This is a genomic window from Blastopirellula marina DSM 3645 (genome assembly GCF_000153105.1).
Taxonomy (GTDB): Bacteria; Planctomycetota; Planctomycetia; order Pirellulales; family Pirellulaceae; genus Blastopirellula; species Blastopirellula marina.
In genome coordinates, this window is the sequence record NZ_CH672376.1 from 2,462,786 (window position 1) to 2,476,917 (window position 14,132).

The 14,132-nt window shown below is 57.0% G+C and carries 9 protein-coding genes and 1 tRNA gene; 6 read left to right on the forward strand and 4 right to left on the reverse strand.

Going from position 1 to position 14,132, the window contains the following annotated elements:
* Positions 1 to 34: 34 nt before the first annotated feature.
* The 3 genes from DSM3645_RS11970 to DSM3645_RS11980 form a co-directional block, all read right to left on the reverse strand.
* Positions 35 to 1,882 carry a hypothetical protein gene (locus DSM3645_RS11970; protein WP_002652438.1) on the reverse strand — a complete coding sequence of 616 codons (1,848 nt, stop codon included), beginning with the start codon at positions 1,880 to 1,882 and terminating at the stop codon, positions 35 to 37.
* Positions 1,883 to 1,899: 17 nt separating this feature from the next.
* Positions 1,900 to 2,727: a 3-deoxy-8-phosphooctulonate synthase gene (gene kdsA / locus DSM3645_RS11975; RefSeq protein WP_002652439.1), complete on the reverse strand. Its 828-nt coding sequence runs from the start codon at positions 2,725 to 2,727 to the stop codon at positions 1,900 to 1,902.
* Positions 2,728 to 2,795: 68 nt separating this feature from the next.
* A complete protein-coding gene (locus DSM3645_RS11980) occupies positions 2,796 to 3,743 on the reverse strand; it encodes a diacylglycerol/lipid kinase family protein (protein ID WP_002652440.1) in 948 nt (315 codons plus the stop codon).
* A 696-nt stretch (positions 3,744 to 4,439) separates the two neighbouring features.
* Here DSM3645_RS11980 and DSM3645_RS11985 point away from each other — a divergent pair.
* From DSM3645_RS11985 to DSM3645_RS12015, 6 genes are all read left to right on the forward strand, one after another.
* Positions 4,440 to 4,512 (forward strand) — tRNA-Thr (locus tag DSM3645_RS11985).
* A gap of 226 nt (positions 4,513 to 4,738) precedes the next feature.
* Positions 4,739 to 6,028 carry a DNA-directed RNA polymerase subunit alpha C-terminal domain-containing protein gene (locus tag DSM3645_RS11990; protein WP_237564807.1) on the forward strand — a complete coding sequence of 430 codons (1,290 nt, stop codon included), beginning with the start codon at positions 4,739 to 4,741 and terminating at the stop codon, positions 6,026 to 6,028.
* Positions 6,029 to 6,179: 151 nt separating this feature from the next.
* A complete protein-coding gene (gene tgt, locus DSM3645_RS11995) occupies positions 6,180 to 7,298 on the forward strand; it encodes a tRNA guanosine(34) transglycosylase Tgt (protein WP_002652442.1) in 1,119 nt (372 codons plus the stop codon).
* A gap of 183 nt (positions 7,299 to 7,481) precedes the next feature.
* Positions 7,482 to 7,856 carry a preprotein translocase subunit YajC gene (gene yajC / locus DSM3645_RS12000; protein WP_131282481.1) on the forward strand — a complete coding sequence of 125 codons (375 nt, stop codon included), beginning with the start codon at positions 7,482 to 7,484 and terminating at the stop codon, positions 7,854 to 7,856.
* A gap of 71 nt (positions 7,857 to 7,927) precedes the next feature.
* Positions 7,928 to 11,713 (forward strand): protein translocase subunit SecD, encoded by a 3,786-nt coding sequence (secD, locus tag DSM3645_RS28160; protein WP_161603329.1) that lies wholly within the window; start codon positions 7,928 to 7,930, stop codon positions 11,711 to 11,713.
* A gap of 354 nt (positions 11,714 to 12,067) precedes the next feature.
* Entirely contained in the window at positions 12,068 to 12,994 is a 927-nt protein-coding gene (locus DSM3645_RS12015; protein WP_131282484.1) for a LysM peptidoglycan-binding domain-containing protein, read from the forward strand.
* Between the two features lie 127 nt (positions 12,995 to 13,121).
* Here the strand turns inward: DSM3645_RS12015 and DSM3645_RS12020 are convergent, their stop codons facing one another.
* The gene (locus tag DSM3645_RS12020) at positions 13,122 to 14,054 is read right to left on the reverse strand and encodes an alpha/beta hydrolase (protein WP_040351800.1); all 933 of its coding nucleotides are present in this window, start codon (positions 14,052 to 14,054) and stop codon (positions 13,122 to 13,124) included.
* Between the last annotated feature and the right edge of the window lie 78 nt (positions 14,055 to 14,132).

Consider the following 14,132-nt stretch of genomic DNA (forward strand, 5'->3'; position numbering starts at 1 on the left):
TTCGTAGCTCGACGTGCAATAGGGCCCCGCCGACTTATTCGCTGTCGGCGGGCGTCTTATCGGCAGCGGGTTTTGCGTCTTCGGAAGTGTCCGTCGACGTTTTGTCGTCAAGCGGCTCTTTCTCGGGCGCCGCTGCCGGCGGAATTAGGCGTTCCGCCAATAAAGTATTGCCGCGTCGTTGCGGCGATGCGAGATCGTCGACGGAAGTGAGCCAATCAACAGCGGTCTGAAGAGCGGCGGTCTGCTCTTCTGGCGTCAGCTTCGGATCTTCCGAAATCGCCATATCGGCTCGGGCTAATCCGTAACGAGCTTGCGAAGCGAACGGGATGAGCGGAAATTCTTTCAGCGTGCGGATCTCGAAGTAATCGATCGCCGATGGATACTGGGCGCTGTCGAGTGCGATCTGTCCCAGTTGATAACTGGCGATCATCTTGATTCCTTTGGCGTTCTGGATCATCTGCTCCACAAAGAATCGTTGCTGCTCGACATCGCGCGGCAGGCGCATCCCTTGGGATTGAAGCGCTTCGACTTGCTCACGGAAGTTGAGCTTGTTGACCTGCAGCTCGAAACTACGAGCAAACAAGTACATCTTACGAGCGCCGGGGCGCTGGACTTCGTTGTTGAATCGCCCCATCAGGTGCAGCAAACGGCCGATCGCCAGAGGAGAGCTTTGGTCATAGAGTTGGCGCTCCTGATAGAAGAGTTGGGCCTGGGATGGTTCCGCGGCGCCGGCGACCGGCAAATCCCGCAGTCGCAGACGAAGGCCATCTTCGGCCACAATCGGAACATCCCAGATCCGCACCTGCTCGATGCCGGCGTTCTGCAAGCTTTCGGCGACCTTGCGCGGTTCGACGGCCAGTCGCAAGCGGAGTTTGCCGGTCAGTTGCGATTCAAACGCCGCGGCGGCTTGTAGCAACGAAGTGCTGCACGCGTCAATCAATGCGGTCGCGTTTTGAAAGCTCTCGGTCGAGTAGGGATAGGCGTATTTCGATGAAGTCATCGCTTTGCTGACCGCGTCTGCTTGCCGTGCTTCGGCAAGCGTTGCGATGCCCTTCCCTGCCGAAACAGGCAAACCATAGGCCGCATCGAACAGATAAATCTGGCCGGCGATTTCGACGCCGACAACGCTGGACTGCGGTTTTCCGTCGGCGTCGGCGAGTTCCAAAGCGAAGGCGTTAAGACCTTGCTGCCGGGCCAGATTGATGAAGATCCGCGCTCGCTCGACCGAATCTCCATAGCCAATTTGCAAGGCCTCCCAAGGTTCTCGCGCTGTGCCGGGGGCAAACTGGCTGGCCTCGTTGCGAAGCTGGATATTGCGGATGGTCCAGTCGAACAGCAAGTAAGCCGTCTTCAAGTCTTCGCGCTGGTTGTTCGAGAAGGACTCTGGCAGCGACTTGAACCAGTCGGTCATATCCGCCGACATCACGCCCTGTTGGCGAATGTAGTTGGAGAGTGAGAAGGCCCAGACGCAGCCTTCGATGTAGTCATAGTCGCTGCCGCGAAACGTATTGGGATACTTGGGATCGCGAAAATAACTGGTCGCCAGATTTTGCATCCGCAACATGTTGCGAACTTCTTCCGGCAACTCCGCGATCATTGGATCGGGCGTCCACTCTGCGTCGAGTTTGCGATTGTGCAACCAGCGATTTAGCGATTGCAAGACTTCGCGCTGCACAACTTCAGCGTTGAATTGATCGAGATCTTCGAGCAGCACTAGCGCTTGTTGCAGCACGTCCGCTTGGGCGTCGCTCGACGTTTTTTGGGCGGCGGTCGTCGCCGCAGAACTTGATCCGCTGGAGGGCTTGGGTTTCGGTTTTGAACCACCGCAACCCAAGATGAGCGAAGTCAACGTCAGCAAAGCGAATAAGGAAGAGAAACGCATGGTTGTCGAATCGTGGGCTATTGGTTTTGGGAAACAGCTTCGCGAACCGCGAGCACCTGTCGAAGGAGTTTTTCCGCCGCATCCAACGGAACCATGTTCGGTCCGTCACTGGGCGATTTGTCAGGATCGGGATGAGTTTCAAAAAAGAGGCCGTCGATACCGACCGCCGCCGCCGCTCGCGCCATGGGAGGCACCATCGCTCGGTTGCCGCCGGTCGCGCCGCCCAGTCCGCCTGGTTCTTGGACGCTATGGGTCGCATCGTAAATGACCGGTACGCCGAGAGACGACATCTCCAGCAGCGCGCGCATGTCATTGACCAGCCGGCCGTAGCCAAAAAAAGTACCGCGTTCGGTCAGCATCACGTTGGGATTGCCGGCCTCCTTCAGCTTGGCGACGACATGCTTCATGTCCCAAGGGGCCATGAACTGCCCTTTTTTTACGTTAATCGCTTTGCCGGTGTTCGCCGCGGCAAGCAGCAAATCGGTCTGCCGGGCCAAGAAAGCGGGGATCTGCAGCAGATCGCACACCTCGGCGACTTTCGCCGCTTGGGTCGATTCATGAATGTCGGTCGTCACCGGCAGCTCGAGTTGCCGGCGGACTTCGTCCAGCACGCGAAGTCCTTCGTCGATGCCGACGCCGCGAAAAGCGCCGCCGCTGGTGCGGTTCGCCTTGTCAAACGACGCTTTGAAGACCAGTTGGATCGGCAAGTTGGCGGCGATCTCTTTGAGCCGGGAAGCGATCGACAGCGTCAGATCTAGACTCTCGATCACGCAAGGTCCGGCGACAACCAGTAAAGGTTGACCGTCGCCGCACGTTAGGTTGTTGATTTTGGCCGTTCCGCCCACGTTCGCTCCTTCGGATAAGTTTCAGTTTGATTCTACTTGGAACGCTTGCCCAGGGCCGCGCGAGAACTTCATAAAACCGTCGCGCTACTCGCGATTTGTCGTAGGTTTTCGGCAAATTCGCGTGGAACTAAACAGCGGAACCGGGCCGGATCGACCACGATCTCCACCGGCAAAGCTCCTCCTGGATCGCCGTCAGTTTGAAAGCGAACGTCCTGCGCGTCGCTGGCAATTTGCACGCGACGACATCGTCGATAAGTGATGTCGCGACGCGCGTTCCAGCCGCCGCGCAGCAGCGAATAAAGATAGCCGATTCCGCGTCCTAGACCTCCCTGCTGCAATATGCAGACGTCGAGCAGCCCATCCCAGGGAATGGCTTGCGGCGCGAAACTCATGCCCCATGCGTATCGCGGCACGTTGACGACAAAGACCCATTTGCCGGTATGGTGTTCGATCTCGCCTGATTCGTTTTCTAGTTCCAACTGCAAATCCGGAAACGGATAGCGCCACGAAGTCTGCAATATCGGGCCGAAATAGGCGGATTGCGTCAAATGCCCTTTGCGCTGCGAAGCGACCTGGTGGACCACTTCGGCGTCATAGCCGACCCCGAGCATCAATAGAAACAATTGACCGTTGGCGGTCGCAGCGTCCAGCTGGCAGACGACGGCATTGGAGAGGAAGTCAATAAACGCATCGGTCGAATTGCTGATGCCCAGGTATTTTCCGTAAACGTTTTCGGTCCCGGTCGGAAAAATCGCCAACGGCACGTCGGGGCCAATCCGCGCAACCGCAGCTGCGGCGGTTCCATCTCCTCCGGCCGAGATCACCAAGCGAACGGACGAGTCGATGACGGTTTCGAGTTCGGCCAGCGTTGTCGCGCTGGTAACGTCGTATCCCTTCTTCCGCAGCCTTAGCTTCAGACGATCGATTTTGTCATGTCGATGCAGAGGGCCAGCGATCGGATTATGGAACAGGACGATCCTCCCAGGCTCGTCTACTTGGAATGGCGGAAAATTCACGTTGGCTCTTAGCGGGAGAGTTAGCGGAAGCGCGAAACTTCCATGGTATCGAACGGCCTTGATAGAGATAGCCGGGTTTCCTCACGAATATTGTTTCAGATTGAGACGAATTTTAAGCCGATTGGGGGCCTTTCCTCGGCAATTCTCAAAATGAAACAGCCTGGTGTGTCTCTAAGTCATTTTGTGATATCGGTTTATCGCAATTTTGATGCACGGCTATGTGCGCAAAAGGCTCGAAAACGGCCTGTATGGGGGGAATGTTTCATTCGCATGTAGCAAGGTCCAACGGATTTCCGGTTGTCTCAGATTGAGAACGCTCGATTGAGGCTTGTGTGAAATTTTTAAGTTCATGCTGTGTAATTGTTTGTGGATTTCCGCGGCATATTTCAGTGTCATTGGTCCGCCGGTTGCAACTACGGTTTCTCGCCATCTCCTCGGAGGAGGTGGCAAGCTGGCCCGTGGGGCCGCTGTCGTTCTGCACTGGGTGGTTTGCCTTGCCCCTGACGATCCAGTGTGCTGACACGTGTTGGCGCGGCAGTTGGCCCCAGTTTTATTTCTTGGCTACCGATCTGGCCGGGGCGTTGAATTGAAGTTTTTTTGCCGAGCGTGCGTTTCTTGGCACGAAAAATTCTTCTAGGACTGATCCCCCCTTCACGAATCGTGTCCTTTGTGGCACTATTATTCGTTTCCGGCATTGCCGGCGTAGCTCAATTGGCAGAGCGCAGCATTCGTAATGCTGAGGTTGTGGGTTCAACTCCCACCGCTGGCTCTTTTGTGATCGCATGCTCCGCTAGAAATTTCGCCGAGTTCATGGCGAGGGCTTCCCCCTCGAAGCGACGCTTCTATGCCGTTCGCCATGAAGTAACCCGCGATTGTTCGGGGCTCTTCGGCATTTCGGTCGCTCGTCTCGGACGACGATGCGTTTCGCCGACCACTTGATTTGGGAGAATCGACGGATGGTTCAGGGTTTGGAATTTGACTTAAAGCATGTCGTTATGTCCAACACGACATTCGGCCCAGAAGAGATTCGCCAGATCATTCGTCTTCTCTCGAAAGACTACGCGAGCTTCGCGGTCTTGCGTGACAGTGTGGCCGAGTTGGAGTCGAGCCAGCCTGAGCGATCGCCGGCGACCAATGTTCGCCTGGGCGTTTGCATGTACATCCTGGGCCGCAATATCCGTTCGATCGACGTTTTGTCGAATGCGGACGGCGGAGCGTTGGCCCATTTCTATCTCGGCAAAGCGAACTACGCTTTGAACCGATTTGATAAAGCGATCGAAGGTTATCAGGCCGCGCAAACCGCCGGCTACAACCGCGATGATTGTCAATTGGCGATCGTCGAAGCGCTTCGCGCCGCCAATCGATACGACGTCGCGATGAAGCAACTGGATGATCTGTTTGGTCCGATCGAGCAAACGGCCGATTACCTGTATCAGCGCGGGGCCACGGTCGCCGCGTTGGGTGGAAATCCTTCGGAAGTCGTCGCGTTGTACGAACGAGCCGTCGAGTCGGATTCGACGCATGCTGGCGCCCTGTTTGGCCTGGCGCTCGAAAATGATCGCCGCGGCAATGACGAAGAAGCGCTCGGCTACTATCAAAAGGCGGCTGCTTGCTTCCCGACGCACGTCGGCACGCTGCTCAACTTGGGCATCCTGTCGGAAGATCGCGGCGAGTACGAACGTGCCGCTCATTGCTATTCCCGCATTCTGGACGCCTATCCGAACGAACCTCGCGCCAGCATGTTCCTCAAAGACGCCCAAGCGTCGAGCGACATGTTCTACGACGAAGAAGCGCAGAAGAAGCGAGATCGTATCGCTCAGGTCCTCAGCATCCCGGTCACTGACTTCGAATTGTCGGTTCGCAGTCGCAATTGCCTGCAGAAGATGGGAATCCAGACGCTGGGCGATCTGTCTCGTTGCTCCGAGCAAGAGCTGCTCTCTAGTAAGAACTTTGGCGAAACCTCGCTGGTTGAAATTCGCGAGATGCTCAACTCGAAGGGTTTGGAGCTGGGCCAGTTCTCGTCCGACAAGGGACAGCCGGAGCCGACCATCGAAGTCGCCGGGCTTTCGCCCGACGAGCAAGCGTTGCTGGATCGCCCGATTTCGGAGCTCAACCTGTCGGTTCGTGCTCGCAAGTGCATGGTTCGTCTGGGGATTTCGACGATCGGCGAACTGGTGCGTCGCACCGGCGACGAACTGCTGGAGTGCAAAAACTTCGGCGTGACCAGCTTGAACGAAGTTCGCGAAAAGTTGACCGCCAGCAACTTAAAGTTGCGCGGCGACTAGTGTCTTGGGAACGCCTACCGCAGTTTCTTCGTAGCCCGAAGCGCAAGCGAGGGAAATGCGGTGAGCTATTTCGAACCATGTTCGCATTTCGGCGCACATTTCCCTCGCTTGCGCTTCGGGCTACGAAGAGAAGAGTTGGCCGGTGATATCTGTGAGCGAGCGACCATTTCGCTACGATTTGCTGCAACAAAGCGGCCAGGCGCGACGCGGCGTATTTCATACGCCGCATGGACTAGTGCAGACGCCGGCCTTTATGCCGGTTGGTACGCAGGGAACGGTCAAAGGGCTAGAGATCGGACTGGTTCGGGAGACCGGCGCCGAGATGATCTTGGGCAACACCTATCATCTCTCGCTCCGCCCCGGTGAGCAGATCGTCCGCGAGCTAGGAGGGCTGCACGAGTTCTCGGGTTGGCGTGGACCGATCCTGACCGATAGCGGCGGGTTCCAGATCTTCAGTCTCGCCCAGATGGCGAAAATCACGGAAGAAGGCGCCGTTTTCCGGTCGCATATTGACGGCTCGAAAGTCTCCTTGTCGCCGGAACGCTCGATCGAGATCCAGGAAGCGCTCGGCAGCGACGTAGCGATGGTGCTGGACCATGTGGTCGCACTGCCAAACGAAGCCGACGTGATTCGCCAAGCGTGTGATCGCTCAATTCGCTGGGCCGCGCGCTGTCAGCAGGCCGCGACGCGCGACGATCAGGCGCAGTTTGCAATCGTTCAGGGGGGGCTCGACGAAAAACTTCGCATTTATTGTGCAGAAGAATTGGGAAAGCTGGAGTTTCCCGGTTACGCAATCGGCGGGCTCAGCGTCGGCGAGCCGCCGCCCGAAATGTATCGCATTTTGGATGTGACTTGCCCGGTGTTGCCGACGGACCGTCCGCGATACTTGATGGGGGTCGGGCGTCCGGAGGATTTGTTGGAAGGAGTGCGGCGGGGCGTCGATTTGTTCGACTGCGTGATGCCGACCCGCAACGGCCGCAATGCGCTGGCGTTTACCGACGAAGGGACGCTCAGACTGCGTAACGCCAAGTATCAGACCGATAAGCGACCGATCTCGCCGACTTCCCCTGAGCGAGTTCGCCAACATAGCCGGGGCTATATCCGGCATTTATTTATGGCGAAAGAGATGCTGGGGCCCATTTTATTGACGCTGCAAAACCTGGCCTATTACCAGCAATTGATGGCCGGAGCACGTCAAGCGATTGAAGAAGATCGCTTTGAAGCCTTTTATGAGCAGAAGATGAACTCCTGGCGAAACGGTGATGAATGAGCCGCGTCGTTGGTGGTCGACGGCATTGCTGCTATTGCCGTCATTTTTGTGAAGTCTTATTATGTGGAGTTTCACGTCCTTAATCGGACCTTGCCTTGAGGCGGTCGAACTTTCTGCGGAAAGGTCGACGCCGCGCCTTCCCGCAGCTGGGGAGTGCGGAAACCACGGGAAAGTGATAGCGCTGTGGATTTGACTGCTACCTACTTCGTACTACTCGCCCAAGCGGCCCCAAAGCCGGAAGCGAGCGTGCTTGAGTCCCTGATGTGGTTGGCTCCGGCCGCTTTGTTGCTGATTGGCTTTTTCCTTTTGATGCGCCCTGAACAAAAGAAGCGCAAAGAAATGGATGAAATGATCGCCAATTTGAAGAAGAACGATCGCATCGAGACGATCGGCGGCATCCTGGCGACCGTGGTGAGCGTGAAAAAAGATCAAGGCGAACTCGTTGTCCGAATCGACGAAAAGACGAACGCCGAAATGCGATTAAAAGTGCGCGCCATCGCGCGTGTTCTGGACAAGAGTGATAAAAGCGGCAAAAGCGATCAGCAAGACGAAGACTAAAGCTTCGGCTGGATCATAAAACACGAATGCGGCGGCAAATCGGCCGTCGTGCGATACTGGAGTTATCGAAGATGCAAAAATACGTGGCAATGACGCTCGCGTTGGTTTTGACGGCCGCCGCCATGGCATGGGGTCCCGACGTCAACACAGAAAGCTGGCTTGGAGACATCTCGCTGACCGCTCAAGCGTCAGCACAAGATGCAGCGCTGACAGCCCCGGGTGATCCGGTGGCGCCGACGGAGACTGCTGCCGAGGATCCAGCGGTCGCCGACGGCGAAAATGGCTCGTCGCTCTTGAAATTGGTGATGGCGCTCGCGATCTTGGGCGTTCCGATCGCCGCGGGCATCTTCCTCGCCAATACGCTTCGCATGCCGACTTACGGTTGGCGATTGGCGGTGATCTTCTGCACGATGGTCATCGGCGTTACCGCGGTCGTTCGCTATTGGCCGCCGAAGTTTGGGATCGACCTCCAGGGCGGCGTGATCCTGATCTACGAAATCGACGAAGACGAAACGAAGATCTACCTGGCCGAACAGAAGAAGACCGGCGAGGATCAGAAGCCGTCTGAGACCGAGTCGACCGCCGATCAAGATGGCGGAACGGCTTACAACATGAACGAGTTGCTCGCGAATCTGAAGAATCGCGTCAACCCGTCCGGCGTCCGTGAAGTGGTTATTCGCGCTTACGGCAGTAAGCAAGTCGAAGTGATCATTCCCAACGCAGAGTCCGCGGATCTGGCGGTGATCAAAGACAAGATCACGACGGCCGGTATGCTGGAGTTCATGATTGTCGCCAACGCCAACGATCATGTCACCCTGTTGAATCGCGCTCGTGAATCGAAGCAGCGCGGCGAACGTTACGTCGTCAGCTCGACTGGGCGAGCCGAAGGAAAGTGGGTCGGCATTCGCAAAGATGAAGAAGGCGAGTACCAGTGGCCCAATTTTGGCTCGTTTACCGCGTCCACCGATGGCTCGCCGGTCCAAACTTCGGCGGGCTTTCTCGTTCGCGGCGGTCAATCAACCGGACAGCCGCTGCAAGTTTTGATGAAGATGGAGCCGAAGCCGCTCACCGGCGGTTATCTCACCGCGGCTCGTCGCACCTACGATACGAACAATGGATCGCTCGCGGTCGAGTTCAACCTGAACAGCACCGGCGCTTCGCTGATGTCGAAGCTGACTCGCGACAATCTGCCCGACGATACCCGCGAACGCCAATTGGGCATCGTAATGGATGACTACATCGTTTCGGCGCCCTCGGTGCAGGGCGTGATCGGTGATCGCGGCATCATTACTGGTCGCTTTACGGAAGCCGATATCGAAAAGCTGACCGGCGTGTTGCAGGCCGGTAAATTGCCGGTCGTGCTTCGCAAAGAACCGATCAGCGAACAGACGATCAGCGCCACGCTCGGTGACGACACCATTCGCAAGGGCCAATGGGCGGTCGGGATCAGCCTCTCTTTGGTGTTGGTGTTTATGGCGATCTACTATCGAGTCGCCGGTTTGGTCGCGTGTGCGGCGGTGCTGTTGAACTTGGTGCTAATTTTGGCGGCGATGATTTTGTTCAACGCCGACCTGACGCTGCCGGGCATCGCCGGTTTGGTGCTAACCGTCGGCATGTCGGTCGACGCGAATGTTTTGATCTACGAACGCATCCGCGAAGAGCTCAATCATGGCGCATCGTTACGCATGGCGTTGGTCAACGGTTTCAGCAAAGCGACCACGACCATCGTGGATGCGAACTTGACGACCTTAATCACCGCGCTGGTTCTGTATCGCATCGGTACCGATCAAGTCCGCGGATTCGCCGTGACGCTGGTTCTAGGTATTGTGATGAGTATGTTCACTGCGATCTTCTGTTCGCGAGTCTTCTTTGACATCGCCGAGAAGAAGCGTTGGTTGACGACCTTGAAGATGATGCCGACCGCGAGCGGAGCGAAGTTTGACTTCCTCGGCAAGCGTCAAATGGCGATGAGCATTTCGCTCGTGTTGATCGTCATCGGCGTGATCGCTGTCGGTGCTCGCGGCAAGACGATCTTCGACATCGACTTCAACGGCGGTTCATCGGTGCAGGTCTATTTGAAAGAAGCGTTGCCGATCGCTACGGTTCGCGAAATGGTCAGTGAGAAATTGCCGGACGTTTCGATCAGCTCGGTGACGCTGGAAGGAAAAGAAAACCAGATCTACAAGATCGACACTTCGCTGACCGGGCTTGGGAAGCTGGGCTCGATCAAAGTGACCGATCGAACTGGTAAGTCGGCTACGGTCGATCTCAGCGGCGCTGACTCGCTGCGTGAAATTACGGTCGCGATCAACAATTCGGGAACGCAACTGAACGCCGATCTGACCGCCAATCGCGGTGGTATCCAGATTCGCGACACCTCCAATTCGACCAGCGGCACGATGTCGATCGAAAGCGCTGGCGATTTGAAGACGGCCGAGCGTCTGAATTTGAAATTCGCGGTCGACGAGCCTCGCTATGTGACCGGAGATATTCCGGAAGGCGTGCAGGTCGTTCAGGCCGAATTGGAAAACATCTTCCGCACCGAAAGCGGCGAGAGCATGTTGATCATGCATAACGTCTCGGTAAGCGAAGTGGACGCCATCAAGGGCGATGAGGAACCGGAAACAACGGCGCCTCCCGAGGCGACCAGCGAAGCCGCGCCCGAGGAACCGGCTGCCGACGCGCAGTCGAGCAATCGCACGCGTCGCACCGATTTGCCGAGTGACGAGATGCTGGCGTTGGCTCAAGAAGGCGATGCAGAACCGCCGGCGGAAACGCCTGCTCCGAAAGAGGAGACGCCGCAGACGGAAGCTCCGATGAGCGAGACTCCGAAAACGGAAACCCCTGCCGAACCTGCGAAAGTAGAGTCGCAGCCGGAAGCTCCGGCGGCCGAAATGAAAGAGCCGGCGCCGATGACGGAAACTCCTGCCGCCGAAACGCCGGCAGCGGAAGTTCCGCTGGAAGAGACGGATCCAGATGAAGAGCCGATCATCGACGCGGGCACAAAGATCGCCCCGCTGCAGTTCGAGTCGACTCTTACTTTTGACGAGAAAATCACGGCCCAAACGTTGCAGAGTTTGGTTTTGCAAGCGGCTGACCAGTTGGGAATCGAACGTCCGCAAATCCACCTGCTTCGCGACGGTCTGGCGATTCCGCTCGACAGTAGCGTAAGCGGCACCGAGTGGACGGTTCAACTGTCTGGCGCCAAAGAGAACGCCAGCAAGATTTTTGATTCGATTCGTAACGAATTGTCGAGCACGCCGGTTTGGCCGTCGTCTAGCAACATTGGCGCTCAGGTCGCCGGCGACATGCAGCAGATGGCGATCTTCGCTTTGGTGCTGAGCCTCGTCGGCGTGGTCGCCTACATTTGGTTCCGCTTTCAGAATCTGGCGTTCGGTCTCGCGGCCGTGGTCGCGCTGGTGCATGACGTGTTAATCACGTTGGGCGCTTTGGCGCTGACGACCTGGTTGCAGTATGTCTTCGGCTTTTTGCAGATCGACGAAATGAAGATCAGCTTGCCGGTGGTCGCTGCTTTCCTGACGCTGATCGGTTACTCGCTCAATGATACGATCGTCGTCTTCGACCGTATTCGTGAGGTTCGCGGCAAGAGTCATGAATTGACGATTGACATGGTCAACGCGTCGATCAATCAAACGCTCGGCCGTACGATTCTGACATCGTTAACCACGTTCATCGTGGTGGTGATCCTCTTCTTCCTGGGGGGCGAGGGAGTGCATAGCTTCTCGTTCGCTTTGGTGGTTGGCATCTTTGTCGGTACCTACAGCTCGATCTTCATCGCTTCGCCGGTGTTGGTCTGGTTGATGAATCGCGAAAAGAAGCGTGGCGCCGCGGCCTAAAACCCGCAAGCGATAAAGTTTGACAAATAAAAGGGGGATGCTTCGGCGTCCCCCTTTTTTTGTGCGACCTGGGAAGTTCGCCGCGTCGTACCAATGCTTGGCGACGTGCGACAACCGTGTGCGGCATAGTCTCCCTACAGCGATTGATTCGCAAAGTCGGGAGAGTTCGCCGCGGCAAAGTTGACGCAAACGCTAGGCGAAGAACGCCGTTTCTGAGAATTTGGATTTCCTAGAGGAAATCGCCGCATCCGTGCTAGCAATGGGTCGATAATCTATTGCTAGACGGATACATCAGGATTTGTAGCGACGGATTGCGCTCACCGCTTCATGTAGGCCCCATACTTGGGAGTCATCATGCTGGGCAATTCGAAACTACTGACAATGGCGGCCATCGGCGTGATCGGCGTTGGCGCCGCGATGCCGTATTGGTCTCGCTCCGAGCTTTCCTCTCCCCAGTCGGGTTCGTCGGGTTATGCCGATTCGCCGCGTGTGGATGCATTTATTGGACAGGATCAAAACGAATCGCAGCCTGAGATCGCATTGCCGCCGATTCGAAAAATGGTTTCTTTGGAACCAACTTCCGGCGGGCTCGATACGGCGGCGGTCACCGCGCCGAAGCTGACCGGCGAATATCCGGCTCCAATTTCGTCGAGCAGCACGCAGCGACAATTGATCGATCTGAGTCCCCAAGGCTATCAGCGGGTCTCCATCGCTCGGCGTGACGCACCAAGCGGCTCGGTGGAATCCTTCGCAATTCCGGTCGAAATTCCGGCTCGCGACGTCTACGAGGCTCCAGAGCCGCGTCACGTCCAATCGTCGGTCGAATCGCCAGACGCGCCGAGAGAGCCGGCCAACGACCCGAAGTCGCGTTGGCAGCCGCAGACGACATCGATCGTGGTGAACAAGCCGATCATGCCGCCAGCCGAAATGCGGCAGACGCAACAACCGCCGTCATCGCATGTCGCGCACGCGCCGCCGCAATCCTTGGCGCCGGCCCAGCCGCGGCGCCGTCACCGGCTTGTCGATGGGGACACGTTGCCGAAACTTGCCGAGCGTTATTTGGGGCGAGCCGATCTCGATTGGGCGATCTTCGAGGCGAACCGCGATGTTTTAAGCGATCCGCAACTACTGCCGCTCAAAGTAGAGATCGACATCCCCGCCGCCAGCGAGGTTGACTCGATCCGGCAAGGAACGCAGACCGCAACTCCCACGGCGATGCAGCCGCTTCAACCGCTCGGCAGTCATTCGCATCTGCGCCTGGTGCCGCTGACTCCGCGGTAGCGAAATCGGAGTCGTTTCGCACGGCTCCTGCCTTAGGTTCCCGGATAGACTCAACGGAGCTATCCGGGTTAACCGGACGTGATATGGCGAAATATCGCGTCTCGAGTGACGGTTTGAGCTCGTCCGCTTACTTGCTGAGCGGGCTCGAGCGATCGCTCCAGGGGAATTCGTCCGCCCGAGCGATGACGCGAGTATCAATCAGAAATTTGATATCGCGCAGAACGTTGACCGATGGATTCATCAGCAGCGCCGTCCCCTTGGCGTCGGACGGCTTGGCGGCGAGAAATAGGTCTCGGCTGTCGGCGGCGGCGTTGAGTCGGCCGCGAGCCAATTGGCGTTCGATTTGCTTCACATCGCTAAAACTCCGTGATTCTTCGCCTGCGACTAGCATGATCGAGACCTTGGTCTGCAACGAAAAGTGATTCAGCGCTTGGACGGCGCTAAAGCCTTTGAAGGTCGTCTCAGGCGAAACCAGGACCAGCGCTTTGACGTCTTGCCCTTGCTTCAGGCCGGCCAAAATGGGCCAGCTCCAATCTTTGGCGGTCCAGTTGGCGGCCACGATGCTGCTGAAATCATCGGCGGCGATGATTGTCAGCAGTTCGATATTCAATTTACCCTTGTTGTTTTCTTCCATCAAAAAGCGTTTTACCGCTTCCATATCTTGGTTCATAAAAAGCTGCATCTGCTGGCGTTTGAGGTCGTCCGATTCGATCGTCTTGCTCACCCGATCGTTCAGCTGATACGTCCATTGGCTAGCGCCGTGCGTGCGCAGGTCGGGCACAATCACCGCATAGCCTTCTTGCTTTTGCAGAACTCCGGCCAAACCGGCGACGTCTTCCTTCTTCCCTTTCCAGCCATGCAGCATGATGACGGGAACCGCTTTTTTCTCGTTGGGGCTCGGGTAATAAATCGCCCGCAGCGTTACGCCATCTTTGGTCTGCAACGAGATATTCTCGGGCGGCGGAATCTTCGATTTGGCTCCAGCAGGCGCTTGGGCGAGCGAGATCAGGGCGAAACAGAGGACGAGCGTCACAGAGGCGAAGGATTGGATGAGCGGCATAGGATTAGCGCTGACTGGGCGGGGTGATCGATTTTAAGTAGATACGACGTAGATACTTACCTCAATCGTAAGCCGCCG